Raw genomic sequence first — 22,434 nt, 5'->3', positions numbered from 1 at the left:
TTGGGCCGGATCGCCATCTTTCAAGTAATCCTGTCACCATGACAATGATGTAATGGCACCGGTGGTTTAGGACAGTTATGCTGACCTAAATAAGCAGGCCGCAGAAAAGCTGGCTTCGGGAGGTCGCATGCCGCTGGATACATTTCTCGCCCTCGTTCTCTTCGCCTTCACGACCTCGATCACGCCGGGACCGAACAATATGATGCTTTTCGCATCGGGCGTGAATTTCGGCTTCCGCAGGACGATCCCGCATATGTTCGGCATCGGTGTCGGTTTCTTCTCGCTGCTGATCGGCGTCGGTCTTGGGCTCGGCGCGCTGCTGCACACGGTGCCCGTGGTCTATACGGCGCTGAAGTTTGCCGGCGGCGCCTATCTCCTCTGGATCGCCTGGAAGATCGCCTCGTCGCGCTCGCTCAGCGAAGGCAGGAGCGGCGTCGAGCCGATGTCCTTCTTGGCGGCGGCCGCCTTCCAGTGGGTCAACCCGAAAGCCTGGGTGATGGCGGTCACCGCGATGGCGACCTATACCAATCCGCAACTCTACCTGGTGAGCGTGCTGATCGTCGGTCTGGCTTTTGCGGCAGTTAACGTGCCCAGCGTCTCGACCTGGGCAGGCTTCGGCTCGGCGCTGAGGGAATGGCTTTCCGATCCGGTGCGGCTGAAATGGTTCAATATCAGCATGGCGGTGCTGTTGGTGCTAAGCCTCTGGCCGATGCTAAAATAGGGTGATTGCCGGCTTCATGAGCATCAGCCAGAGAATGCCGACGACAGCGAAGAAGGCCGGAAAACCGCAGGCGAACCAGATGCGGTAAAGGCTGAAATAGGCCGGCGGCAGGGCTTTTCCCGCCGCTGCTGCGGCGCGGGCGAGATCGCGCAGCCGGATCTGGATCCAGACGACCGGCAGCCAGAACAGGCCGGTCACGACATAGAGCAGCAGCGACAGCGCAATCCATCCCTCCGACAGTTCCCAGCCGATCGACCGGGCCAGCAGATAGCCGGTCGTCGGCTGGAGAATGGCTGCGGTAGCGGTGAAGAGGGTGTCGGCGATGACAACCGTGCTGGCGACATGGGCGATCAGCTTGGGATCGCGTGTCCGGTGCGCCATCACCATGAAGAAGGCGATGCCGGCGCCGGTGCCGAAGAGCACGGTCGCGCCGATGACATGGGCAAGCAGCAGCCATTCCTCAAGCATCAGCGTTCATCCAGGGTGGCAAGTGCGGTGAGTGTCAGCAGGATCGATGGCAGCACCTTGACGAGGGGACCGAGCGGATCGAGCCAGAGTGCGGGTTCGAGCAGGCTGGCGCCGGCAAGATAGGCGAACGACACGGCCAGCATGCCGAGAAGGGCACGTTTCGCCAGCGGGCGAAGGAGGACGGCGGCGCCGAGAGCGATGTCGATCAGGCAGGTTGCAAGCGTCAGCGCAGTTGCCGCGGCCTCAGGCATGAACGGCAGGAAGTGAACGGACGTCTTCTCCAGCGCCAGCAGCGGGATCACACCGGAGAGCAGCCAGAAAGCGGATAGGCCCGCTATGACGAGCGGCTTCAGAAGATAGAGCCTGGCAAACCAGAGATCCTGTACGCCGGAGGGATTGGCCGAGAGGGTCGCTGCCGCGGGTGTCGTGGCAAGACCGCTCCCTGTTTTCGAGCTCCGCACACCTTCGGACATGACAGTCATCGCCGTCGAGCGCAGCGGCGAACGCCAGCCGAGCAGTCCTGATAGATCGGCCAGCCACGTCACCGGGCCGGCAAGCCAGCGGGGGAGAGCGAACATGCGGGCGGGCGGCAGGCCGAGCCACTGCCGATGCAGGCGGACGAGATCGGCGAGCGTCAGAACTTCGTCGGCGGCCAGATCTATATCGCCGGAGATGCCGTCGGAGACCGCCCGCGACACGGCTTCCGCCACATCGTCCACCGAGAGTGTTTCGACCGGACTTTCGGCATGGACCAAGGGCAGCACACAGGGGAAGGCGGCAAGCGCCCGCAGCAGCGCCGAACCGCCATGGGCATTGCGGCCGAGAACGAGGGCAGGGCGCAGGATGAGGTAACGCAGGCCGCTTGCCGCCAGCGCCTCGTCGGCCCGCCGCTTGGTGGCGAGGAAGGGAAGAGCACCCGCCGCTCCCGCTGTCCTTGCCGATATCTGTACGATCAGCGGGCGCGACGAGCGTTTTGCGGCGGAATAGAGTGCCAGCATCGCCTCTGCCTGGGTGGCCGACAGATCATCAGACAGGCCGTCCTGCAGGGCGCCGGCGCAATTGACGACGACATGCTGATCCTTGAGGATCTCGTCCCAATCCGCCGGTTTCGTCATGCGCGAGAGATCTGCACACCGCCAGTCGATCGCCGGCTGTTTCAGGCGCGCACGCGCGGGATTGCGACCGATGCCGGTGACGGCGTGGCCGTCGGCAACGAGCCGGGCCGCGACGACGGAGCCTATGAAGCCGGTTGCGCCGAGAATCAGAATGTTCATGGCAGGAGATTAGCGGAAAAGCGCATGAGACATAGAAGGGCTTGGCGGGCCTGTGGCGTATGATAGAAATAGCGGGCAGTTTCGGGAGGGCTTCGCCTTGCACGACCATGACGACAAACATGCTCACGGAGATGAGCACGCCCACGGGCATGATCACGACAACCATTATTCCGATATGCAGGCGCGCGTGAAGGCGCTGGAAACGCTGCTGACGGAGAAGGGGCTGATCGATCCAGCGGCGATCGATGCCATCGTCGAGACCTACGAGACGAAGGTAGGGCCGAGGAACGGCGCGCATGTCGTCGCCAGGGCCTGGAGCGATGCCGATTTCGCCGACTGGCTGAGGCGCGATGCGACGGCGGCCATCGCCAGCCTCGGCTATACCGGCCGGCAGGGCGAGCATATGCGCGCCGTCTTCAATACGGCCGAGACCCATAATCTCGTCGTCTGCACGCTCTGCTCCTGTTATCCCTGGTCGGTGCTCGGCCTGCCGCCGGTCTGGTACAAGGCGCCGGCCTATCGTTCGCGCGCCGTCATCGATCCGCGCGGCGTGCTGGCCGAATTCGGCCTGGCGCTGCCTGAGGACAAGAAGGTCCGCGTCTGGGATTCGACGGCGGAGCTGCGTTATCTCGTCATTCCCGAGCGGCCCGGAGGGACCGACGGAATGGATGAGCAAACGCTCGCCGGCCTCGTCAGCCGCGATGCGATGATCGGTACGGCCGTTGCCCGCAAGCCGGAGAGCGCCGCATGAACGGACCGCACGATCTCGGCGGGCAGATGGGCTTCGGTCCTGTCGCACCCGAAAAGGACGAGCCTTATTTCCATGCAGAATGGGAAAAGCGGGCGCTCGGCATTACGCTTTCCTGCGGCGCGTTCGGCGCATGGACGATCGATGAAAGCCGGCATGCGCGCGAGAATATTCCGCCGGCCGATTACCTCGCCGCCAGCTATTACGAGATCTGGATCCGCGGCATCGAGAAGCTGCTCGAACGGCATGGTTTTGCGACGCGCGCGGAATTGCTGTCCGGTCATGCGCAGCAGCCAGGAGCCGTTCCGAAGCGGGTGCTGAAGGCGGACATGGTGCCCGGCGTTTTGGCGAAGGGCGGCCCTTGCGATCGTCCTGTTAAGACCGCGCCGCTCTTTGCTGTCGGCGAGACGGTGAAGACGAAGAAATTCAATCCGCCGACGCATACGCGCCTGCCGCGTTATGCCCGAGCCAAAACTGGCGTGGTCGAGGTAGTGCAGGGCTCTTTCGTTTTCCCTGACGACAATGCACATGGCAAGGGCGAAAACCCGCAATGGCTCTATACGGTCGTTTTCGACGGCGCGGAGATCTGGGGCGAGGATGCCGATCCGACGCTGACCGTGTCGATTGATGCCTGGGAGAGTTATCTTGAACCGGCATGAGATATCGCCGCTGACGCAGTCGCCCGGACTGCCGCGGTCGCCGGAAGGCGAGCCGGTCTTTCCCAAGCCATGGGCGGCCGAAGCCTTCGCCATGACCGTGCACCTTAACGCCAAAGGCCTGTTCAGCTGGAGCGAATGGGCCGCGACGCTGTCGGCGCAGCTGCACAAGCCAGGCCGGGCCGAAGATGGCAGCGACTATTTTGACTGCTGGGTGGCCGCACTCTCGGACCTCATCGTCAACTGCGGCGTCGCCGATGCGGATACGATCCTGGCGCTGCAACAGAGTTGGCAGCGGGCGGCGGAAGCGACGCCGCACGGACGGCCGATCGAGCTTAGCAACGACCCCTCGCGCTGATCCTTAAGACGGGAATTGCCGGTAGCACTCCTCGGCCACCTCCCGCAGTGTTTCGCGGGAGATTTCGCCGGTCACGGCATAACCGAGTTCGCCGTCGATCCAGTAAAAGGTTTCGAGATTGCCCGATGAGGCGAAGCGGAAGCTCGTCGTGCGGTTTTCCGTGTTGCGACCGACCATGACGGTCAGGCGCTCGCCGGCCTGGTTTTCATACATGAACATGGCGCCCGGCCTGCCGTCGACCGGCAGCAGCCGGCCGCCGACCAGCTTGAAGCCGAGCGGCTGCAGGTTCGGGATCTTGAGGTCCTGGATTGCCAGGCGCTTGCCAAGCCAGGTGGCGAGGTGGACCTCTTCGTTTGCGAAGACCTCGACGGGATGGCGAACCTCGGCGGCATAGACCGTGAACGCGGTCTGGGCCTGTTTCGGCAGGGTCTCGGAGCCGGCAAGCTGCAGCTCCGGCTTTTCCAGAAGTGCCGGGCCATAACGGCCGCTGACTGCTCCCAGCGTGAAGACGACGAGCGCTGCGGCGGCGATCGCCCAGCGTTTCGGGCTGGTTTGTACTGCGGACGGGGGTGAAACAAGCAGCGGATCGGTGTCCTTCGCTCGCTCATAACCTGCAAATAGCGAGCGGATTCCTGTATTTTGTGCCTGCCATTCGGCGACCATTGCCGCCTCGTCGGGATTGTCGGCTAGGAAAGCCTCGATGCGGGGGCGCGCCGTTTCCGGCAACTGGCCATCGGCATAGGCGTGAAGGTCGGCTTCGGCGACGCTCGGATTGGTCTCGTTCATTTCGGTCTCCGAAGCGTAATGATGTTGTCGGCCTTCAATCGTTCGGCGACGCGCCGGCGGGCGCGCGACAGGCGCGACATGACGGTGCCGATCGGGATATCGAGCGCGGCGGCGACCTCGCCATAGGTGTATCCCTCGATGACCACGAGCATCAGCACGGCGCGGTGTTCCTCCGAAAGGCTGTTCAGCGCATCGTCCAGCCGGGCACGTTCCAGCGGATCGGCCGGCGGTTCGGGCGCGGCCAGATTGTCTGCGGCATCGAGCTCGACAAGGCCGTCGCGCGTCTTGCCGCGCCGGCCGTTGCGGTAGAGATTGGTCATGATGGTCAGGACCCAGCCGCGCAGGTTGAGGCCGCGCCATTGGCCGCGGCGCGTGAGAACCTTCTCGACACAATCCTGGAGCAGATCCTCGCCATCGGCATCCGAGCGCGTCAGGCTGCGCGAATAGCGTCTGAGTGAGGGCAGGAGGGCCAGGATCTGGCCCTCGAAGGTTTCGGGTGCGGGTGTTTTCACGCCGGCAACTCGCTTGTGATCGGGATCTTGGCGATCAAGGCTTGGCGAGATCCCAGTTGCCGCCGACGCCATCGCCGGTGATGTCGCCGGCCTTCTTGTCCTTGACCCAGTAATAGAGCGGCATGCCGTCCTTGGCCCATTGCTTCGTGCCATCTTTGCGATCGACGATCGAATATGCACCATCAGCCTTGGCATCACCAGCGGCCATCAGCGGCGGCCAGTTTTTGGCGCAATCGTCGTTGCAGTTGGAAACGCCTTTGACGTCCTTCTTGAAGGTGTAGAGCGTCATGCCGTTTTCGCCGGCAAGCACCTTGCCCTTTTCGGATTCGACGGTCTTGACAGGAGGGGCGGCGAAAGCAGCGGTCGCGGCAAAGGCGGCGGCGGCCACGACGGACAGGAATTTCACGGGTTTCATGATGTCTCTCCTCAGATTGGGCACGCAATCTTGCGATACCTGAGATGAGACACGAGGCGCGGTGGTTTTATTCCAGACGCAGCAAAAGTTTTCACGGCGGGCGAGGTGGGCCGAAGCCCGTTTGGCCCGGGCATGTCGCGTCGAGCGCTTTGCCGGCTATTCTCCGGTAGCGGTCGCCGCCGCCATGTCGACCCAGACCGCTTCGAATATATGGCCATCGGGATCTTCGAAGGCACGGTTGTAGAGCCAACCCATGTCCGTCGGCGCGCGGGGATCGGCTTTGCCACCGGCGGCTGCAGCTGCCTCGACGATAGTGTCCACCTCTTCACGGCTGTCCATCGTCAGCGCGATCAGCATTTCGCTCGTCTTCTGCGCTTCGGCAACGGGTTTCGGCGTGAAACTCGCGAAGAAATCGCGCGTCAGCAAATGGAAGATAATGACCTCGGACCAGACCATGTTCGACGCCTGGTGATCGCTGAACTGTTCGTGCTTGCTGCAGTCGATCGCTTCATAGAAGCGGGTCGCAGCGGCAAGGTCTTTCACCGGCAGGTTCACGAAGATCATCTTGGGCATTGCAGTTCTCTCCTCTTCATTGTCTCCGCGCTTTGCCTTCCAGGCGGCTTTGCCTCACACAAACTCCTGCAAGATCGTGTCGCTGGCATGAATGCAGACGATTTCGAGCCGTCCGGTGCCGACATTCTCGAAACGGTGCGGAATGTTGGCGGCCACGATGACGATGTCGCCAGGAAAGGCGCGGGTCTTGGCGTCGCCCACGGTAAATTCGGCTTCGCCTTTCCTGACGGCCCACGTTTCGGAATAGGGGTGTATATGCAGGTCAGGCCCTTGGCCGGGCTCATTTTCGACCAGGAAAAGCGATATCTCGCCGCCATGGTCGCGGCCTTCAAAGCGGACCGTGCGGCTCTGATCGGCTCGCGGTTCCTGGTGGCGAAGAATCCTGAACATCCCGTGCCTCCTGCTGGTGCCATTTCCGATCGCAAAACTATCTTCACGAGAAGATATATTCCCAAAACTATCTTCCTGTCAAGATATCTTCCTTGATGCAGATGGAAGGTGTATGTCTCGGCTGTGGTGGCATATGAGGCAGAAAATGACGAATGGGGTTAAAGAAGGCGACTCTTACGAGGATCATGTCGACCGGCTGCGACGGCAATGGGCGCTGGAACTGCCCGACCTCGACACGGAGCCGATGGCGATCCTGGGGCGGGCCTTTCGATTATCCAACCTGGTGCGTCCCAGCATCGAGGCGACCTTCGCCGATTTTGGCCTCGACCGCGGCGAATTCGACGTGATCGCAACGCTTCGCCGTTCCGGGCCGCCTTACCTGATGACCCCGACGGAGATGTATTCGGCGCTGATGATCTCCTCGGGAGGCCTGACCCACAGGCTTGACCGGCTGGAGAAGGCGGGACTGATCCGCCGGGAGAAATCACCACGCGATGGGCGCAGCGTGCTGGTGGCATTGAGCGAGGCGGGTGCGGCACTCGCCGAAAAGGCCTTCCGCACAGACATGGCGAGCGAAGCTTCTTTTCTGCAGGCTCTTGACGGAAAGGAGCGCGAGGCGCTTGCGGCGCTGCTGCGCAAGCTGATCGCCGGAATTGAAAATGAGCAGGCGCGGGGAGAGGACGAGCAGGCGGGCTGAGGGAGATCGGAGCCCGCATCGCCGTTCAGGCAACAACACGCTGCTTTTGCAGCTCATTTACATCGTGTCGGTTTTCGGATATGATATATCCTTAATTCCATTGGCAGAGCCAGCCATCACACGAGTTGCTGAATGATCCTGAAAAGCCAGGTCGAGTGGGCGCTTCACTGCTGCGCCATTCTCGCGGGCCTGCCAGAGGGCAGGTATCTTTCCACCAAGGCGCTCGCGGAGCTTCATGGTCTGCCGAAGGAATATCTCTCCAAAGCACTGCAGAGCCTTTCGCAGGCATCGCTGGTCGAGACCACGCTCGGTCCGAGTGGCGGCTACAGGCTTGCCAAGACCCCCTCGGATATCAACTTTCTCGAGATCGTCGAGGCGGTCGAGGGGAAGGCCCGCAGCTTCACCTGTACGAACATTCGGGCGAACAATCCCTGCCGGCCGGAAGGATATTGCGACAGCAAGCCATGCGCGGTTGCGCGCATCATGTGGGAGGCCGACGAGGCTTGGCGGGATACGCTGAGGCGCGTCCGGCTTTCCGATCTGGTCGGCACCTTGTCCGAGGAGGTGCCGGCCGACATTTGGCGGAGCACGTTCGAATGGGTGCTCAAGCGCGCCGGCTGAGCAGGATGCCGGTCTCTATGCCTTGAAAATAGTCCTGATCGTCTTCAGGATCGCATGGGCGCTGCGGGCATGTTCCGGGGGCAAGGAGGCGCCATTGCGGAAACGCTCGGCGCGGCTGGCGAGGTGGTCGGCGATTTCTTCGGCCAGCGCCGGGCGTTCGCTTAGCAGCGGCGCGAAGGCCTCCTGGTCGATCTCATAGGCGGTCACGGGGGTCAGAGCCTCCAGAGTGCAGACTTCCTGCATACCGGCGAGCAGTCCGGTCTCTCCAAAAAAGTCGCCCGGCGCGAGCCGTCCGCGTTCCTCGCCTGCGTTCCGCGCCGCGATGATGCCGGCGCGCACCATCATCAGTGAGGGGAGCATTTCGTCCTCCTGCACGATCACATCGCCCTTGCGGAACTCCCGGACAGTCGTGGTTTCGGCGAGCCTGCGCTTTTCATCTGATGTCAGCGTCGTAAAGACCGGAATGGCCTCGATCAGGGCGAGCGGCGTTACGCTCGGCGGCTTTGCGCTTTCTTCCGTCGGCAGATCGGCGGTCAGCACCGTCGCCGAGGGCGGAATGGCCAGCAGCAGGCCGGCGGATTTGCAATGGCGATAGACGAGATCGAGCACCTCGTTCCGCGCCGGCACCCGCTGGCTCGGGCTTGTCACCCGAAACTGCAGCTCGACCTCAAGCGCCGTGGCATCCAGCCCCTTAAGTGCCACGACCGGCGGCGGCTCGCGCACGATCGAATTGCAGCTCGCAAGAGCCGTTGCCATGACGTGGCGGACCGATGCCGGCATGCGCGTCGGGGCGATGCGGATGGTGAGGATCAGGAGATGGCTCTCGTCCGGCCGGCTGACATTCGTCAGACCGAGCTTTGCCAGAAAACTGTTCGGCAGAACGACGACATTGTTGCCGCTGGTCAGGATGTGTGTCGCACGCCAGTTGCTTTCGACGACGCGTCCCTCGGTGCCGTCGCTGAGAAGGATCCAGTCGCCGATGATGTATGGCCGGCCGAGTGTCAGAGCGATGCCGGAGAAGACATCAGCGAGCGTGTTCTGCAGCGCCAGGCCGAGAATGATGGCGACCACGCCCGAGGTCGCGACGAGGGTTCCGATCGGCATGCCGAAGACGAAGGCCAGAACCGACAGGGCCATGCCGATATAGACGACGCCGATGACCAGATCCTGGAGCAGGCGGGCCTCTCGCGGACTGCCCTCCAGCACCAGATAGAGCCTGATAAAACCGATGACGGCCCATGCCAGATGGATCCACCAGAGGGTTTTTGCGACGATGACGAGCAGGGCCCGCGGGTCCTCGGACTCATATCCTTGAAACCGGTGGGGTTCGATGCCGCTGCCGACGAGGATCAGCGTCATCACTGCAAAGAAGAGGATCTGCACCACCAGCCGCGTCGTCGGCCGATGACGGGAGAGCAGATGCCAGACGACGATACCGGCGAACCCGACTGTTATCAGGGATATCAGAGGTTTGCCGAAGAGGGCGTCGTCAATCATCTCTCTGTCTCCGGGTGCTGGCCGCACATGATTCAGCATCTCGGCCGCCCGCGCAAGCATCAGGCCCGATGCGAGGGTTGAAAGTGTTACAGCGTCCTTTGCGCGTCTGAAAGACGCGCGGCGCTGTAATGCGGATCGTCACTTCTTGAGCGGATAGGTCAGCTCTTTCTGGTTGGTCTCGACGACGAAGACGGCGAGCAGGCGGGCGGGCTTGGTCTCGCTGCCGTTGGCGCTGACGCCATGACGGTCGCCCGGCATTTCGGAGAAGCTTTCTCCGGCCTGATAGACCTTGACCGGGCCGTCATTGACCTGGCTGCGGATCGACCCTTCGAGCACGGTGGCGTAGATGAAGGCGGTGTCGGGATGAGTGTGGCCTTCGGAGAAGCCACCCGGGCCGTATTCGACCAGCACGCCCTTGATGCTCTTGCCCGGCACGTTCGGAAGCTCGTGCTCATAGACGAGGGTGACTTTTGCAGACTTGCTGCTGTCATGGGCGCTGGTGCCGGTGGCAGCCGGAAAGGCGAGGGCGGCGGCGAGGAAAAATGTTCTGATCATCGGAATCTCCATGGTTGCTGGGTCGGGGGAAGACGCGCCCGAGCGGTCGCGTCTCGAGGGCACGTCAGTCATGTCGGCTGGATGGACTTTGCGAACCACTGCTCGAAGGTAATCGAGCCGAGCCGCGGGTTGTTGTCGGAAACGAGCGACTGATCATTCAGTCTTGCGCCGAAATATCTCGCCTCGACATCAGCCTCGGTGGTGCGCGGGTCTTTCATGGCCTTCAGATAGCGGGCGACGAGCTCGCTGAGGCGCGCCCGTTCCGGACCCGCGATCTCGAGCGTCGCGTTGGCGGGAGCAGAGAGGGCCACGTCCGCCATGGCGTCCGCCACGTCGTCGGAAGCAATCGGCTGCACATAGGCCGGCGACAGGTGGACCGTCTGGCCGACCGTTCCCGATCGGGCGATGCCACCGAGGAATTCCATGAACTGCGTCGAATGGACGATGGTGTAGGGAATGCCCGATGCCTTGATCAGTTTTTCCTGGGCAAGCTTGCCGCGGAAATAGCCGCTTTCCTGCAGACGCTCGGTGCCGACGACGGAGAGGGCGATATGGTGCTTGACGCCGGCGAGTTTTTCGGCGGCGAGAAGATTGCGGCCCGAGGTCTCGAAAAATTCGAGCACGGCCTTATCCTCGAAGGACGGCGAATTGGCGAGGTCGAGCACGACTTCGGTGCCCGAGAGCGCCTCCGCCAGTCCTTCTCCCGTGATCGTGTTGACGCCGGAGTTCGGCGAGGCGGCAATCACGTCATGGCCGCGTTTGCGCAGGCGTTCGACAGTCTTCGAACCGATAAGGCCGGTTCCGCCGATGACAACGATTTTCATAATGGATCTCCGTTCGCTGCCGTGGTACGGCGGCGTCAAAGGTGAATCTTCTCAATGAATTGCGCGGTTTAATTCAGGCCAGCCTTATCGAGGCCGTAGGCCTTGTCGGCCGTGCCGGGCACGGTCTTGAAGCCGACATTGACGCGGTTCCAGGCGTTGATCGCCATGACGACGAAAGTCAGATCCGAGATCTCCTTCTCGGAAAGCTGGCCGCGCACCCGTTCGTAAATCTCGTCGGGAATGCCGCCCTCGGGAAGCTTCGTCAGTGCTTCGGTCCAGGCAAGGGCTGCACGCTCGCGGGGGATGAACAGGTTCGATTCCCGCCAGATGGCGACGTGGTAGAGCCGCAGTTCCGTCTCGCCGAGGATCTTGGCCTGCTTCACATGCATATCCAGGCAAAAGCCGCATCCATTGATCTGCGAAGCGCGGACCTCGACGAGGGCCTGCAGCTTCTCGTCGATCACGCTGCTCTTCAGCGCCATGCTGAATTCCATGAATTTCTTGAAAAGCTCGGGGGACTGTTGGGCGTAGTTCAGTCGCTGGGTCATGTGTCTCTCCTTTAATTAAGGATATTAAATATCCTTATGGATAGAAGATATCCTTAATTGCTGGACTGTAAAGCCATTCTCGCTTAGTCTGGCTGCATAAGGCCTATGCGCAAAAGTATGAGGGGCAGGGGATGGATATCGTTTCGGCATTGCGGACCTTTCAGCGCGTCGTGGAGACGGGTTCGTTCTCGGCGGCGGCGCACGATCTCGACGTGACGCAGCCGGCGGTCTCGCGACAGGTCGCAGCCCTCGAGGGCCATTTCAACACCCGCCTCCTGCATCGCACGACGAGCGGCCTGTCGCTGACGGCAGAGGGGGAGCGGATGCTGCCGATGGCGCTGCGGATTCTCGAAGCGGTTGAGGAGCTCGGCGATGCGGCCGGATCGAACGGAACCATGGCCTCGGGAAAGGTCAGGCTCAGCGTTCCAGCACCACTCGGCCTCTCTCTCAGCGAGCGGCTCGGCGATCTTCTTGCCGCCCATCCGAAGCTCTCGGTCGAACTCATCTTCAGGGAGCAGGGGTCGGATATGATCGAGGAGCGCCTGGATCTCGAAGTGCGCTTGGGCCAGGTCGCCGACAGCAGCCTCGTCTGCCGGCGGATCGGCTGGACGACCGCCTTCCTCGTTGCATCTCCCGCCTATCTCGCGCGCAGGGCGGCTCCCCGCGCACCGAAGGAGATCAAGGACCATGAATGCCTGTGTTACAACAGGGCAGGCGAGGCCAATACCTGGTCCTTCTCGAACGGTTCGGAAGACATATCGGTCCGGATCTCACCGCGGCTGACCGCCTGCAATGCCGTCGCCATTCACCGGGCAGCCCTTGCTGGAGCGGGTCTTGCGGTGCTTTCGCACATCATCGCGATGCCCGATATCGCCGCCGGCCGGCTGGTCCCCGTGATGAAGGATTTCCAGCCGAGCCGGCTGCCGGTTACCGTCGTCTATCCCTCGCGGCGCAACATGCCGCTGCGCGTCAAGACGGTTCTGGATTTTCTCACCGAGGCTATGGGGCAGGACCCGTCGATGTGCGCCAGCGGCGCGGACCGGCAGTGGAACTGATGATCGTCCGGCCGGGCGATTTGCCGTTTTCCGCCTTGCCTAAATCCCGCGAATCCTGCCAAGTCCTGCAATCATGCAATTTGCGCCGCAACAAGATGAAGCCCTGAAGGCTGTTTCGAAATGGCTGAAGGAAGGGCGCTCGCCGCTCTTTCGCCTGTTCGGCTACGCCGGAACGGGAAAGACGACGCTTGCCAAGCATTTTGCCGAAAATGTCGACGGCGACGTGCTGTTTGCCGCCTTCACCGGCAAGGCGGCGCAGGTGCTGCGCTCGCGCGGCGCCTCCAACGCCCGGACGATCCATTCGCTGATCTATCGGCCGCGCGGCGAGGAGGCCGTGGAAGACGAGGAAACGGGCAAGACCTCGATCGCGCCGATGTTTTCGATCAACCGGCAAAGCCCGGTCGCCAAGGCGGCGCTGATCATCGTCGACGAATGCTCGATGGTGGACGAGGCGCTCGGCAAGGATCTGATGAGCTTCGGCACGCCGATCCTGGTGCTCGGCGATCCCGGCCAGTTGCCGCCGGTCACCGGCGGCGGCTACTTCACCAATCAGGATCCGGACTACCTGCTCACCGATATCCACCGGCAGGCGCGCGACAATCCGATCATCAAGCTCGCCATGCAGGTGCGCGAAGGCAATGAGGTGATGTACGGCGATTACGGCACCGCCAAGGTGATCTCGAAGAACGAGGTGACGCAGCAGCTGGTGCTCGATGCCGATCAGGTGCTCGTCGGCACCAATCGCACGCGGCGGCGCTACAATCAGCGCCTGCGCGAGTTGAAAGGCTTCAATGCCGATTATCCGCAGACCGGCGACAAGCTCGTCTGCCTCAGGAACGATCCGGCCAAGGGCCTGCTCAACGGCTCGCTCTGGCAGGTGATGACCTCATCCAAGGAAACGACGAAGCCCGGCATCAATCTGCTCGTCCGGCCAGAGGATGACGACATGGACCGGGGAGCAGCCAAGATCAAGCTGCTGAAGCAGGCCTTCGAGGATGTCGAGGGCGAGATCCCCTGGAACACCCGCAAACGCTACGACGAGTTCGACTTCGGCTACGCGCTGACCGTTCACAAGGCGCAGGGTTCGCAATGGAACGATGTCGTGCTCTTCGACGAGAGCTGGGCGTTTCGCGATACGCGGGAACGCTGGCTCTATACCGCGATCACGCGGGCGGCGGAGACGCTGACGATCGTGCGCTAATTCCAGTCGCACCCGCGACCAGGTGGCATTCCCGATCTGGACTGGCGAGGAAGAAACGGTGGCGGCCGTATCTTAGGCGGATGGTACTAAAGCGCGTCGCGATCTTTCAGATTCGCTCCCTGCGCTTTAAGTCTTTGTTTTTACGCATGTCGTTATCGCAAAACCGCTGCACACTTTTGCGCGACATGCTTTAAGCCTGCACGATACCGAGCAGAACTGCCTTGGCGATGGCCTGGAAGCGGTTGTTGGCGCGGAATTTCAGGATGATTCCGGCCTCCAGGTCACGGGTTTCGTCATGTTTCAGGTCGAGCGCCCGGGCGATGCGCTGGGTGGAATAACCCTCGGCCATCAGTTCCAGGCAACGCCGCTCCTGTGCGGTCAGGCTTGCACTGTCCTGATTGTCGTTCAGCGGCGGCGCCTCGACGCTGCCGTCGAAATCCAGGAGGTCGCCGACCTGCTGGAGTTGGCGGTGCAGGGTCGACATCTCAGCCGTCAGTTCGCGCTTGCGCACCTGCAGGGCCTCGCGGAACATCGCCTCGGCCGTTTCCTGCGAATCGGCATTGCGGAGTTCGTCCATCAGTTCCTGGATGACGGCGATCGGCATGCCGGTTTCGCGGCAGACTGTAATGACGGCCATGCGCATCACGTCGTCCTGGCCGTAGACCCGCATCAGGCCGATGCGGTTGGCTGAAATCAACCCTTTCTCTTCATAGAAATGCAGTGTCCTGTGCGTGACGCCGAATGCGTTTGCCATGTCGGCAATGGGCACCGGACCATCAGGTAGATCCGGCGGTAGCGCGGCCGAAGGCAGGAACCGGTATTTCGACCGGGCCTCCGAAGCGATACCGGCGGTGGCAAACAGGCGTTTGGAACCGTCTGGCATGAACCCTCCTGGGGCATGTTGTTGCACCTCATGCGGTTTTGCCAGTTGCTTCCCATGCGCGGCGAGTGGGGTTTCCTCTAGGCGTTCTTCTCATTGGGAAAGAAGCAGTACGCGGCGTACACTACGCGATACGATCTCCACGTTATGCGTGAACGATCTTTTTTATAAGTGCTAAAAATAATCTCTTTTAAATGGGATAGCAACTTTACCGGCATATTTTGCCGGGTTCTTGGGTGTGTTGCACAAAAACATGTGCTGCACTGCGGGATCTCGCGGTCCTCTTCAAAGGTGACGGGATTTACTATCTGCGGTACGCGTGCGGCAAATGCTCAGCGTAATTTCGGCGCCCATCAGCGATTGGCATCGCATCCATTTGTGAATCTCGTTGGCCATCGCGGAGCACTTGGCTTAAAAGCAGGCCTCCCATTTCCGTGACCGATGGATCTCGCCATGCCCGCCAAGCTCTCCGTGAACCTCAACGCCGTCGCCATGCTGCGCAACCGGCGCGACCTGCCCTGGCCGAGCGTCGAAGCGCTCGGGCGTATCGCGCTAAAATCCGGTGCGAGCGGCTTGACCGTGCATCCGCGCCCCGACCAGCGCCATATCCGCTTCTCCGACCTGCCTGTCATCCGCAACCTGATCGACGACGAATTCCCGAAAGCCGAGTTCAATATCGAGGGTTATCCCACAGAGGAATTCTTCGAACTCTGCGCCGGGGCAGCGCCCGAGCAGGTGACGCTGGTGCCCGACGATCCCGCGCAGGCGACCTCCGATCACGGCTGGGATTTCCGCAAGCATCAGGCGTTCCTGACCGATACCGTCGCGCGGCTGAAGACGATGGGATGCCGGGTGTCGCTGTTTGCCGACGGTGACGGGGACGCACAGGCGGTTGAGATCGCCAAGGCGGTCGGCGCCGATCGAATCGAGCTCTATACCGGCCCCTATGGCGGTTGCTTCGACGCGCCGGAACGGGCGGCCCCGATCCTCGAAGCGCTCGGTCGGACGGCGGATGCGGCCCTTGCAATCGGCCTCTCCGTCAATGCCGGCCATGACCTGACGGTCGAAAACCTGCCTGATCTGGTGAAGCGCATTCCCCGGCTTGCCGAGGTCTCGATCGGTCACGGGCTGACCGCCGATGCGCTGGAATACGGCATGGCGGAAACGGTGCGGCGCTTCTGCCGGGCTTGCGGGCAGACGACCTGATCATTGAAGAAAGCCCGCCCCTCATGTGCGAGGCGAGCTTTCCAGACGGCCTTATCCCGCCTCAGGCGGTCAGGGTCGCCTTGTGTTCGACGAAGAAATCCTTCAGCGGCTGCGGCTGTTTGCCGGTCAGCTTGGTGAAGTCTTCGGTGACGATGTCGAACTTGCCGGCGCGGGTGTTGGCGTCGGCAGAAACCAGCATGTCGGCGACGAAACCGGGAAGGCCGGCGCCGCGCATGCCCTGGCCGAGCTGCTCGTCGGTGACGTCGATCACTTCGAGTGGCTTGCCGGCGACGTCGGAAACGATGGCGGCAATCTGCCGGCTGTTCAGCGACTGGGTGCCGGTCACCGTATAGGTGGCGCTCTCGGATGTGCCGGAGGCAAGGGCTGCGGCGATCGCCAGCGCGCAGTCGTCACGCGAGATGGTCGAGATCTTGCCGTCGCCCGTGGCGCTGTACCATTTGCCGCCCTGCAGGTTGTGCGGCATGCCGTGCAGGTAATTGTCGTGATACCAGGCGTCGCGGATGATCGTATGGGCGATGCCGCTTGCCTTGATGGCATTTTCGCTGCCGAGATGATCGGGTGCGAAGGTGACGAGCGAATTGTCGGGCGCTGGCATCGAGGTGTAGGCGATGTGCTTGACGCCTGCCTTGACGGCCGCTGCAACGGCGCCCTTGTGCTGGGCTAGGCGCTTGCCGGGAGTGTCCAGCGCATCGGTGCTGATGATCAGCAGCCGGTCGACGCCGGCGAAAGCCTTCTCCAGGCCTGCCGCGTCATCGAAATCGGCCTTGCGGGTGACGACGCCCTTGTTTTCGAGTTCGGAGAGCTTTTCGGGGCTGCGCGTCGCCGCCACGATGTTGCCGGGGGCGACCTTGTAGGTCTCGATGAGGTGATGGATGACACGCCGGCCGAGCTGCCCAGCAGCGCCGGTGACCAGGATGATTTCGCTCATACGTCGTTTCCTTCTGTGTTGTGCCGGTGGTCTCAAAAAGAGAGTAACGCTAGAATAGGAATTGACTTGGCGATGTAAAGGAGGCAGTTTTTCGGCTCTACGTTACCAAAAGGGAACCAGCAGATGAGTGGCGCGGTCGTCAGTCTGAAGAACAGGATGCCGGGGGCGCGGCGCGAGATCGATCTCGCCGGCCTGGATTTCGGCAATTGCCCGGTCAGGGACATGATGCAGCAGATCGGCGGCAAATGGTCGACGCTGCTGCTCGAGGTGCTGGCGGATCGGCCTTATCGCTTCGGCGAGCTGCGGCGGATGATCCCTGATATTTCGCAGCGCATGCTGACGCAGACGCTGCGCGACCTGCAGAGGGATGGTTATATCGACCGCGAGGTCTTCCCGACCAAGCCGCCGAGCGTTGAATATTCGATGACCGAACTTGGACGTTCGCTCTACCAGCCGCTGTCGCAGCTTCTGAACTGGGCAGAAGCGAACCATGATGCCGTTCGCGCCGCCCGTTCTCAGTTCGATTCTCACAACAGCTAGGGCCGCTGATAAATCAGGAAGAGCGATCATCACGTCGATCGCATAAACAGAGCGCGGAATAATTCCTCCGATCGTCGCAAACCTTCGTTGCTCAGAACCACAGACTTGGCCTTGCCCGCGGGATTTGCAATCAGACCTTTCTGATGCAAACGGTCTATCACGCCCCAGTCAAAACCTTTCCAGGCACGGTCTCCGTCATGCAGCGTCAGCCATAACAATGCAAGCACAGCATCGTCGATTTTCTCTTCGTCTATCTCCATGCCGGAATCCCATGCAAAAAGGCGAAAATTCTGCAGCTCTCAAACGGATGAATACGCTGCCTCCTGGAGGTGGGCATCCAAAAGTTGGCTCTGTCAAGGTTTTAGACGTTCAATCCTGAATTCTGATGTTGCCTTACTTGCCGCGTCCTTCCGTCAGGAACAGCAGGAAGGCCAGCGCAGGGAAGCAGAAGCCGATCCACGCCGTCATCGTCCAGCCGCCGGTCGCATAGGCCCAGCCGCCGAGTGCTGAGCCCAGTGCGCCGCCGGCAAAGAAGGTCGCCATGAACAGGCCGTTGAGCCGGCTGCGATGTTCCGGGTTCAGCGCATAGATGGCGCGCTGGCCGCAGACGAGATTGGTCGTCACGCCGAAATCGAGAAGGATCGCTGCCGCCGTCAAGAGCAGCAAAGCGCCAAGCGAGCCGTCGCCGGCGAAATGGCCGATCAGGAAGGCAGCCATGCCGAGCAGCATGGCAAGCGTCGAGGCGATCTTCGTCATACCGCGATCGGCAAGCCGGCCGGCAATCGGCGAGGCGATGGCGCCGGCAGCACCTGCGAGGGCGAAGAGGGCGATGCCGTTCTGTGTCAGGCCGAAGGCGGGACTTGCGAGCAGCAGCGGCGTCGTCGTCCAGAACAGGCTGAAGGCACCGAACATGCCGGCCTGATAGAGCGCCCGGCGCTGCAGCACCCGCGAGGTGAGCGCCAGATGGCCCATCGAGGCGAGCAGTTCGCCGTAGCGTAGCCTGGTCGTCGGCCGGCGGACCGGCAGGTTGACGCGGAGCACGACGGCGAGCACGAGCATGACGCCAGCAGTGACGTAGTAGACCACATGCCAGGAAGAGGCCTCGGCGACGAAGCTTGCGAAGGGGCGGGCGAGCATGATGCCGCAGAGCAGGCCGCTCATGACGTTGCCGACGACTTGGCCACGGGTGGCATCAGGCGCCATGTTGGCGGCAAAGGGAACCAGGACCTGAACTGCGACCGATGAAAGACCGATAGAGAGCGAGGCGACGAGGAAGGTTGTGGGCGTCGAAGACAGCGCCGCGCCGATGAGCGCAACGGCGGAGACGGCGATCAGCATCAGCACCAGACGACGGTTTTCGGTGAGATCGCCGAGCGGCACGATCAGCAGCAGGCCGAGGCCGTAGCCGATCTGCGTCAGCGTGACTATCAGGCCGGTGGCGGCAGGCGTGAAGCCGAGATCGGCACTGATCGGGCCGGCGAGCGGCTGGCCGTAATAGAGATTGGCGGCCACCAGCCCGCAGGCGGCGGCGAAAAGGAAGGTGAGCCAGGGGGATAGCGCCCGGGGAACGGCCTCATCCGGCGTGGTGGCTGAAATGCTCATCGGAAACTCCGGTATTCAAAGATTGGAATGAATGCAAAAAATGCTGGCTGCGGCCACCCGATCCTTGACCGAATGCCGGTATTTCTCTTGTCCACGGTGCGGACTGTTCAGGTTACGAGCTTCATCGCGGCCTCGGCCGCGGACAGCATCTCTTCCCTGCTGCGTCCTGTTTTGCCGATGACGCGTAGGCCCTTGGTAAAGCAGAGGAAGGCGAGGGCGGCGGCATCCGGGTCTACTGTCTTCGGAATGGTGCCGTCTGCCTGGCCGATGCGGATGAGATCGGCCATCAGCTTTTCGTCCGCGGCAAAGGCGGTCACGACGTGGGCCGCGGCTTCCTCGTCAAGCAGGGCGAAGTCGTTAGCGCCGCCAACGACGAGACAGCCTTTGCGGCCGGCCTCGCCATAGGAGAGCTCGGTATAATACATCACCATCTCGAAGACCTTCTCGCGACCAGTCTTTGCAGACGCGATCATCGCTTCCAGGCGCCGTCGGCCGAGTTTTCGATAATGGGCAAAAGCAGCGAGAAAGATACCGCGCTTATCCTTGAATGCCTTGTAGATGCTTCCCGAAGCAAGGCCCATTGCTTCGGTCAATTCGCTGATGGCGGCGGCGTGGTAGCCGCGTTCGGAAAAGACGCGCAGCGCCGCATCGAGTGCTGCGTCCATATCGAACTCGCGCGGACGGCCGCGGCTGCGGGTCTTTGCTTCGGATGTGAGGGTGGCGTCGGTCATGGCGCCCTAATTAGGGAATGACCGTTTCCAAATCAAGTGAAATTTCTGCGACGCAACAAATTCAGAGATCGAGCACCCAGTTCTGGCCGTTCGCCTCGGGGCCGAACATGCGATGTCTCTCCTCGGAGACAAGGCGAAATCCTGTCTTGACGTAGATGGCGCGGGCGGTCTCCAGCATGTCGTTGGTCCAGAGCGAGAGTTCGCGGTAACCCTTCTCTCTGGAGAAGCGGATGCATTCGTCGACCAGCAGTTTGCCGAGCCCGAGGCCGCGGGCTGATTTGTCGACATAGAGCAGGCGGAGCTTGGCGATGCCGTCGCCGCCATTGGTGACGAGGACGGAGCCGACATTGACGCCGCCGCGTTCGGCGATCCAGCAATATTCCTTGGCCGGATCGAAATTGGCGAGGAATTTTCCGGCGACCTCGGCGACCAGCGCCTCGAAGCGCAGGTCCCAGCCATATTCCTCGGCATAGAAGCGGCCCTGGCTCTGAACGATCCAGCCGATATCGCCGGCGCGGTGGGCGCGGATGATGGCCGGTGCGGGCTTTGCCGCCGGGTCGAGCAGGGCGCGGATCGTGTGCATGGCGGAGACCGCTGCCTCCGGTTCGCCAGTCGCCAAGCGATCGAAACGGGCGGCGATCTGCGCATTGGAGCGTCGGCCGAGTTCCTCGAACGTCTCTCGTCCCCGATCGGTGACAATGATGACCTGGCTGCGAAGATCTGCCGGATCGGGGCTGGTTTCGATCAGCCCTTCGGCGCGGAAACGCTTGAGGATGCGGCTGAGATAGGCCGGGTCGAGCTGCAGGTCGCGGGCAAGCGCTACAGCGCTGATGCCCTCATGCGAGCCGACCTCGAAGAGGATGCGGGCATCGGTCAGCGTGAAGGGCGTGTCGAGATAGGCCTTGTTCAGCAGGCCGAGGAAGTTCGTATAGAAGCGGTTGAAATCGCGGGCGGTTTCGATGAGGGCGATATCGGGCATGGCAAAGATCTCCAGATGGAGATCTTTGCCAGTTTGTTGACAAACCTCGCTCTTTACTCGGCGTCATCCTCGGCCTTTGTGCCGAGGATCTGCTGCACCGGTTGCAGATGTTCGGGACAAGCCCGAGCATGACGAAAGAGGAGTTGGCCGACGTTGTCAGCAGTCCGGCAAAGCTCTCCAGATGGAAATCTTGTCCTGCATTTAGTGGACTGAGTCAACTAACGTGGCAATATCAGGCGGCTTCCTCTTCTGCTGCCTCGTCCATTCCCAGCGCGAAATCGACCGCCGCCCGCGCATGGATCGCTGTGGTGTCGAAGCCCGGCAGCGGCAGGTGGTTGGGGTCGAGGATCAGGCAGATCTCGGTGCAGCCGAGGATGATGCTATCGGCGCCGTTGTCGATGGCGCGTGATATTACCGCCAACAGCTTGTCGCGCGAGCTGTCCAGCACCTTGCCGGCGCAGAGTTCGTCGAAGATGATGTCGTGCACGGTGGTGCGGTCGCCGGCATCGGGAACCATGATGTCGAGGCCGAGGCTCTTCATGCGGTCGCTATAGAAGCCGTGCTCCATCGTGTAGCGGGTAGCAAGCAGCAGCGGGCGCTTCCGGCCGGCCGCATGCAGCGATTTCGCCGTCTCGTCGATGATGTGGATCAGCGGCACGGAGATCTTCTCCGCGACCTTGTCGGCGATCAGATGCATGGTGTTGGTGCAGATCAGGATGCAGCCGGCGCCGGCGATCTGCAGGCGCAGAGCCACGTCGGCGAGGCGACGGGCGGCCATATCCCAGTCGCCGGCCTTCTGAAGCGCGACGATCTCCTCGAAATTGACAGAATGCAGGATGAGTTCGGCCGAGGCGAGGCCACCCTTGCGATCACGCACCATCTCGTTGACGACACGGTAATAGACCGCCGAACTTTCGAAACTCATGCCGCCGATAAGGCCGATCGTTTCCATTTCTTCATGCTCTCCATGCTTCTGAACTTTCGAAAATGATGCCGCAATCCCGACGCGACGTGTTTGCTTTGTTTGTCTCTTGCGTCAGATCTGTGATAGAATTTTGCATCATTTTATGAAATCATGCAAAAAATAGGCGAGAGGTTTATGTCGACGCATGCTTGATGATCGCGACAGACGCATTCTGGACATGCTGCAGAAGGATGCGGGCATATCCGTGACCGATCTTGCCGAGCGCGTGGCACTTTCGATATCGGCCTGCTCGCGGCGTATCCAGCGGCTTGAGGAGAGCGGCCATATCGCCCGGCGCATCGTCGTGCTCGACCGGGAAAAGATGGGCGTGCCGACGACGGTCTTCGCGCTGGTCAAGACGGCGCACCATTCCGACGAATGGACGGAGACCTTCCGCCGGATCATCAGCGACATTCCGGAGATCGTCGAAGCGCACCGGCTGACCGGCAACCACGATTATATCCTGAAGATCGTGCTGCCGCGCGTCGAGCATTACGATGTGATCTACAAGCAGATCGTGCGCAAGATCGAACTCTTCGACGTCTCGGCCTCGATCTCGATGGAGCTTCTGAAAGGCGGCACGGCAATTCCCGTTGGGTATGCCGATTGAGCCAGCTCCACCGACCGGGATGCAGGGGAGCTATGCCGAAACGGCAGTTGCAACCATCGCGGCGAAGGCCACAT

Annotated in this window: 29 protein-coding genes; 11 read left to right on the top strand and 18 right to left on the bottom strand. The window is 61.8% G+C overall.

Features of this window, described 5'->3' with window-relative positions; all coding sequences use genetic code 11:
* Nucleotides 1-127: 127 nt before the first annotated feature.
* Complete coding sequence (locus AC244Q_RS13725) at nucleotides 128-721, top strand: LysE family translocator (protein ID WP_128406254.1); 594 nt, start codon at nucleotides 128-130, stop codon at nucleotides 719-721.
* On the opposite strand, the gene AC244Q_RS13720 is transcribed toward AC244Q_RS13725, so the two are convergent.
* Complete coding sequence (locus AC244Q_RS13720; protein ID WP_113545186.1) at nucleotides 713-1,189, bottom strand: DUF2269 family protein; 477 nt, start codon at nucleotides 1,187-1,189, stop codon at nucleotides 713-715. The two genes, AC244Q_RS13725 and AC244Q_RS13720, sit on opposite strands and share 9 nt — an antisense overlap.
* Nucleotides 1,189-2,463, bottom strand: coding sequence for an SDR family oxidoreductase (locus tag AC244Q_RS13715; protein WP_128406255.1), 1,275 nt, complete (start codon nucleotides 2,461-2,463; stop codon nucleotides 1,189-1,191). Before AC244Q_RS13715 ends, AC244Q_RS13720 begins: the two co-directional genes overlap by 1 nt.
* Before the next feature lie 97 nt (nucleotides 2,464-2,560).
* Here AC244Q_RS13715 and nthA point away from each other — a divergent pair, with 97 nt between their 5' ends.
* From nthA to AC244Q_RS13700, 3 genes are read left to right on the top strand one after another with little or no spacing between them, the layout of a single operon-like run.
* A complete protein-coding gene (nthA, locus tag AC244Q_RS13710; RefSeq protein WP_128406256.1) occupies nucleotides 2,561-3,214 on the top strand; it encodes a nitrile hydratase subunit alpha in 654 nt (217 codons plus the stop codon).
* Entirely contained in the window at nucleotides 3,211-3,870 is a 660-nt protein-coding gene (gene nthB / locus AC244Q_RS13705) for a nitrile hydratase subunit beta (RefSeq protein ID WP_128406257.1), read from the top strand. Before nthA ends, nthB begins: the two co-directional genes overlap by 4 nt.
* Nucleotides 3,857-4,225, top strand: a complete 369-nt coding sequence (locus tag AC244Q_RS13700) for a nitrile hydratase accessory protein (RefSeq protein ID WP_017994676.1) — start codon at nucleotides 3,857-3,859, stop codon at nucleotides 4,223-4,225. The genes nthB and AC244Q_RS13700 overlap by 14 nt, the downstream gene beginning before the upstream one ends.
* 3 nt (nucleotides 4,226-4,228) lie before the next feature.
* Here AC244Q_RS13700 and AC244Q_RS13695 read toward each other — a convergent pair whose 3' ends face one another.
* The 5 genes from AC244Q_RS13695 to AC244Q_RS13675 form a co-directional block, all read right to left on the bottom strand.
* A complete protein-coding gene (locus AC244Q_RS13695) occupies nucleotides 4,229-5,011 on the bottom strand; it encodes an anti-sigma factor family protein (RefSeq protein WP_017994675.1) in 783 nt (260 codons plus the stop codon).
* Complete coding sequence (locus AC244Q_RS13690; protein WP_012758217.1) at nucleotides 5,008-5,523, bottom strand: RNA polymerase sigma factor; 516 nt, start codon at nucleotides 5,521-5,523, stop codon at nucleotides 5,008-5,010. The genes AC244Q_RS13695 and AC244Q_RS13690 overlap by 4 nt, the downstream gene beginning before the upstream one ends.
* A gap of 34 nt (nucleotides 5,524-5,557) precedes the next feature.
* Nucleotides 5,558-5,938, bottom strand: a complete 381-nt coding sequence (locus AC244Q_RS13685; RefSeq protein ID WP_012758216.1) for a COG4315 family predicted lipoprotein — start codon at nucleotides 5,936-5,938, stop codon at nucleotides 5,558-5,560.
* Between the two features lie 156 nt (nucleotides 5,939-6,094).
* A complete protein-coding gene (locus AC244Q_RS13680) occupies nucleotides 6,095-6,511 on the bottom strand; it encodes a VOC family protein (protein WP_128406258.1) in 417 nt (138 codons plus the stop codon).
* 54 nt (nucleotides 6,512-6,565) lie between these two features.
* A complete protein-coding gene (locus tag AC244Q_RS13675; RefSeq protein WP_128406259.1) occupies nucleotides 6,566-6,901 on the bottom strand; it encodes a cupin domain-containing protein in 336 nt (111 codons plus the stop codon).
* A 145-nt stretch (nucleotides 6,902-7,046) separates the two neighbouring features.
* Between AC244Q_RS13675 and AC244Q_RS13670 the strand changes: the two genes are divergently transcribed.
* Together AC244Q_RS13670 and AC244Q_RS13665 are read left to right on the top strand one after the other, a co-directional pair.
* Entirely contained in the window at nucleotides 7,047-7,598 is a 552-nt protein-coding gene (locus AC244Q_RS13670; RefSeq protein WP_012758213.1) for a MarR family winged helix-turn-helix transcriptional regulator, read from the top strand.
* Between the two features lie 132 nt (nucleotides 7,599-7,730).
* A complete protein-coding gene (locus AC244Q_RS13665; protein ID WP_012758212.1) occupies nucleotides 7,731-8,219 on the top strand; it encodes an RrF2 family transcriptional regulator in 489 nt (162 codons plus the stop codon).
* A gap of 15 nt (nucleotides 8,220-8,234) precedes the next feature.
* On the opposite strand, the gene AC244Q_RS13660 is transcribed toward AC244Q_RS13665, so the two are convergent.
* The 4 genes from AC244Q_RS13660 to AC244Q_RS13645 all read right to left on the bottom strand — a co-directional run bounded on the left by AC244Q_RS13660 (nucleotide 8,235) and on the right by AC244Q_RS13645 (nucleotide 11,643).
* The gene (locus AC244Q_RS13660; protein ID WP_128406260.1) at nucleotides 8,235-9,716 is read right to left on the bottom strand and encodes a cyclic nucleotide-binding domain-containing protein; all 1,482 of its coding nucleotides are present in this window, start codon (nucleotides 9,714-9,716) and stop codon (nucleotides 8,235-8,237) included.
* A gap of 138 nt (nucleotides 9,717-9,854) precedes the next feature.
* Nucleotides 9,855-10,271 (bottom strand): cupin domain-containing protein, encoded by a 417-nt coding sequence (locus AC244Q_RS13655; RefSeq protein ID WP_128406261.1) that lies wholly within the window; start codon nucleotides 10,269-10,271, stop codon nucleotides 9,855-9,857.
* A gap of 68 nt (nucleotides 10,272-10,339) precedes the next feature.
* A complete protein-coding gene (locus AC244Q_RS13650) occupies nucleotides 10,340-11,095 on the bottom strand; it encodes an SDR family oxidoreductase (protein WP_012758209.1) in 756 nt (251 codons plus the stop codon).
* 68 nt (nucleotides 11,096-11,163) lie between these two features.
* Nucleotides 11,164-11,643 (bottom strand): carboxymuconolactone decarboxylase family protein, encoded by a 480-nt coding sequence (locus AC244Q_RS13645; protein WP_012758208.1) that lies wholly within the window; start codon nucleotides 11,641-11,643, stop codon nucleotides 11,164-11,166.
* A 131-nt stretch (nucleotides 11,644-11,774) separates the two neighbouring features.
* On the opposite strand from AC244Q_RS13645, the gene AC244Q_RS13640 reads away from it, so the two are divergent.
* Nucleotides 11,775-12,698 (top strand): LysR family transcriptional regulator, encoded by a 924-nt coding sequence (locus tag AC244Q_RS13640; RefSeq protein ID WP_128406262.1) that lies wholly within the window; start codon nucleotides 11,775-11,777, stop codon nucleotides 12,696-12,698.
* A gap of 73 nt (nucleotides 12,699-12,771) precedes the next feature.
* Nucleotides 12,772-13,899 (top strand): ATP-dependent DNA helicase, encoded by a 1,128-nt coding sequence (locus AC244Q_RS13635; RefSeq protein WP_003560862.1) that lies wholly within the window; start codon nucleotides 12,772-12,774, stop codon nucleotides 13,897-13,899.
* A 190-nt stretch (nucleotides 13,900-14,089) separates the two neighbouring features.
* Here the strand turns inward: AC244Q_RS13635 and AC244Q_RS13630 are convergent, their stop codons facing one another.
* Nucleotides 14,090-14,782: a MerR family transcriptional regulator gene (locus AC244Q_RS13630; RefSeq protein WP_128406263.1), complete on the bottom strand. Its 693-nt coding sequence runs from the start codon at nucleotides 14,780-14,782 to the stop codon at nucleotides 14,090-14,092.
* 450 nt (nucleotides 14,783-15,232) lie between these two features.
* On the opposite strand from AC244Q_RS13630, the gene AC244Q_RS13625 reads away from it, so the two are divergent.
* Nucleotides 15,233-15,985 carry a pyridoxine 5'-phosphate synthase gene (locus tag AC244Q_RS13625; RefSeq protein WP_128406264.1) on the top strand — a complete coding sequence of 251 codons (753 nt, stop codon included), beginning with the start codon at nucleotides 15,233-15,235 and terminating at the stop codon, nucleotides 15,983-15,985.
* A gap of 61 nt (nucleotides 15,986-16,046) precedes the next feature.
* On the opposite strand, the gene AC244Q_RS13620 is transcribed toward AC244Q_RS13625, so the two are convergent.
* A complete protein-coding gene (locus AC244Q_RS13620; protein WP_128406265.1) occupies nucleotides 16,047-16,934 on the bottom strand; it encodes an SDR family oxidoreductase in 888 nt (295 codons plus the stop codon).
* 123 nt (nucleotides 16,935-17,057) lie between these two features.
* Between AC244Q_RS13620 and AC244Q_RS13615 the strand changes: the two genes are divergently transcribed.
* Nucleotides 17,058-17,474 (top strand): winged helix-turn-helix transcriptional regulator, encoded by a 417-nt coding sequence (locus tag AC244Q_RS13615; RefSeq protein ID WP_003541241.1) that lies wholly within the window; start codon nucleotides 17,058-17,060, stop codon nucleotides 17,472-17,474.
* Between the two features lie 29 nt (nucleotides 17,475-17,503).
* On the opposite strand, the gene AC244Q_RS13610 is transcribed toward AC244Q_RS13615, so the two are convergent.
* The 5 genes from AC244Q_RS13610 to AC244Q_RS13590 form a co-directional block, all read right to left on the bottom strand.
* Nucleotides 17,504-17,734 carry a DUF6429 family protein gene (locus AC244Q_RS13610; protein ID WP_128406266.1) on the bottom strand — a complete coding sequence of 77 codons (231 nt, stop codon included), beginning with the start codon at nucleotides 17,732-17,734 and terminating at the stop codon, nucleotides 17,504-17,506.
* A gap of 133 nt (nucleotides 17,735-17,867) precedes the next feature.
* Entirely contained in the window at nucleotides 17,868-19,076 is a 1,209-nt protein-coding gene (locus AC244Q_RS13605) for an MFS transporter (RefSeq protein ID WP_128406267.1), read from the bottom strand.
* A 107-nt stretch (nucleotides 19,077-19,183) separates the two neighbouring features.
* A complete protein-coding gene (locus AC244Q_RS13600) occupies nucleotides 19,184-19,807 on the bottom strand; it encodes a TetR/AcrR family transcriptional regulator (RefSeq protein WP_128406268.1) in 624 nt (207 codons plus the stop codon).
* Nucleotides 19,808-19,868: 61 nt separating this feature from the next.
* Nucleotides 19,869-20,786: a bifunctional helix-turn-helix transcriptional regulator/GNAT family N-acetyltransferase gene (locus AC244Q_RS13595; protein WP_128406269.1), complete on the bottom strand. Its 918-nt coding sequence runs from the start codon at nucleotides 20,784-20,786 to the stop codon at nucleotides 19,869-19,871.
* Nucleotides 20,787-21,018: 232 nt separating this feature from the next.
* The gene (locus AC244Q_RS13590; protein ID WP_128406270.1) at nucleotides 21,019-21,738 is read right to left on the bottom strand and encodes an aspartate/glutamate racemase family protein; all 720 of its coding nucleotides are present in this window, start codon (nucleotides 21,736-21,738) and stop codon (nucleotides 21,019-21,021) included.
* A 157-nt stretch (nucleotides 21,739-21,895) separates the two neighbouring features.
* Here AC244Q_RS13590 and AC244Q_RS13585 point away from each other — a divergent pair, with 157 nt between their 5' ends.
* On the top strand, nucleotides 21,896-22,360 hold the full coding sequence (locus tag AC244Q_RS13585) for an Lrp/AsnC family transcriptional regulator (protein ID WP_003541227.1): 465 nt from the start codon (nucleotides 21,896-21,898) through the stop codon (nucleotides 22,358-22,360).
* Nucleotides 22,361-22,434: the final 74 nt, after the last annotated feature.

It is taken from the genome of Rhizobium sp. CB2179, from assembly GCF_057653455.1.
Note: the sequence above shows the minus strand (reverse complement) of the source record. Positions and strands in the feature narration are given on the sequence as shown.

Bases quoted from the DNA above. Each gene is read 5' to 3' on its own strand.
- AC244Q_RS13725 (WP_128406254.1), top strand. From the start codon at position 128: ATGCCGCTGGATACATTTCTCGCCCTCGTTCTCTTCGCCTTCACGACC.
- AC244Q_RS13720 (WP_113545186.1), bottom strand. From the start codon at position 1,189: ATGCTTGAGGAATGGCTGCTGCTTGCCCATGTCATCGGCGCGACCGTG.
- AC244Q_RS13715 (WP_128406255.1), bottom strand. From the start codon at position 2,463: ATGAACATTCTGATTCTCGGCGCAACCGGCTTCATAGGCTCCGTCGTC.
- nthB (WP_128406257.1), top strand. From the start codon at position 3,211: ATGAACGGACCGCACGATCTCGGCGGGCAGATGGGCTTCGGTCCTGTC.
- AC244Q_RS13695 (WP_017994675.1), bottom strand. From the start codon at position 5,011: ATGAACGAGACCAATCCGAGCGTCGCCGAAGCCGACCTTCACGCCTAT.
- AC244Q_RS13685 (WP_012758216.1), bottom strand. From the start codon at position 5,938: ATGAAACCCGTGAAATTCCTGTCCGTCGTGGCCGCCGCCGCCTTTGCC.
- AC244Q_RS13680 (WP_128406258.1), bottom strand. From the start codon at position 6,511: ATGCCCAAGATGATCTTCGTGAACCTGCCGGTGAAAGACCTTGCCGCT.
- AC244Q_RS13675 (WP_128406259.1), bottom strand. From the start codon at position 6,901: ATGTTCAGGATTCTTCGCCACCAGGAACCGCGAGCCGATCAGAGCCGC.
- AC244Q_RS13670 (WP_012758213.1), top strand. From the start codon at position 7,047: ATGACGAATGGGGTTAAAGAAGGCGACTCTTACGAGGATCATGTCGAC.
- AC244Q_RS13665 (WP_012758212.1), top strand. From the start codon at position 7,731: ATGATCCTGAAAAGCCAGGTCGAGTGGGCGCTTCACTGCTGCGCCATT.
- AC244Q_RS13660 (WP_128406260.1), bottom strand. From the start codon at position 9,716: ATGATTGACGACGCCCTCTTCGGCAAACCTCTGATATCCCTGATAACA.
- AC244Q_RS13655 (WP_128406261.1), bottom strand. From the start codon at position 10,271: ATGATCAGAACATTTTTCCTCGCCGCCGCCCTCGCCTTTCCGGCTGCC.
- AC244Q_RS13650 (WP_012758209.1), bottom strand. From the start codon at position 11,095: ATGAAAATCGTTGTCATCGGCGGAACCGGCCTTATCGGTTCGAAGACT.
- AC244Q_RS13645 (WP_012758208.1), bottom strand. From the start codon at position 11,643: ATGACCCAGCGACTGAACTACGCCCAACAGTCCCCCGAGCTTTTCAAG.
- AC244Q_RS13640 (WP_128406262.1), top strand. From the start codon at position 11,775: ATGGATATCGTTTCGGCATTGCGGACCTTTCAGCGCGTCGTGGAGACG.
- AC244Q_RS13635 (WP_003560862.1), top strand. From the start codon at position 12,772: ATGCAATTTGCGCCGCAACAAGATGAAGCCCTGAAGGCTGTTTCGAAA.
- AC244Q_RS13630 (WP_128406263.1), bottom strand. From the start codon at position 14,782: ATGCCAGACGGTTCCAAACGCCTGTTTGCCACCGCCGGTATCGCTTCG.
- AC244Q_RS13625 (WP_128406264.1), top strand. From the start codon at position 15,233: ATGCCCGCCAAGCTCTCCGTGAACCTCAACGCCGTCGCCATGCTGCGC.
- AC244Q_RS13620 (WP_128406265.1), bottom strand. From the start codon at position 16,934: ATGAGCGAAATCATCCTGGTCACCGGCGCTGCTGGGCAGCTCGGCCGG.
- AC244Q_RS13615 (WP_003541241.1), top strand. From the start codon at position 17,058: ATGAGTGGCGCGGTCGTCAGTCTGAAGAACAGGATGCCGGGGGCGCGG.
- AC244Q_RS13610 (WP_128406266.1), bottom strand. From the start codon at position 17,734: ATGGAGATAGACGAAGAGAAAATCGACGATGCTGTGCTTGCATTGTTA.
- AC244Q_RS13605 (WP_128406267.1), bottom strand. From the start codon at position 19,076: ATGAGCATTTCAGCCACCACGCCGGATGAGGCCGTTCCCCGGGCGCTA.
- AC244Q_RS13600 (WP_128406268.1), bottom strand. From the start codon at position 19,807: ATGACCGACGCCACCCTCACATCCGAAGCAAAGACCCGCAGCCGCGGC.
- AC244Q_RS13595 (WP_128406269.1), bottom strand. From the start codon at position 20,786: ATGCCCGATATCGCCCTCATCGAAACCGCCCGCGATTTCAACCGCTTC.
- AC244Q_RS13590 (WP_128406270.1), bottom strand. From the start codon at position 21,738: ATGGAAACGATCGGCCTTATCGGCGGCATGAGTTTCGAAAGTTCGGCG.
- AC244Q_RS13585 (WP_003541227.1), top strand. From the start codon at position 21,896: ATGCTTGATGATCGCGACAGACGCATTCTGGACATGCTGCAGAAGGAT.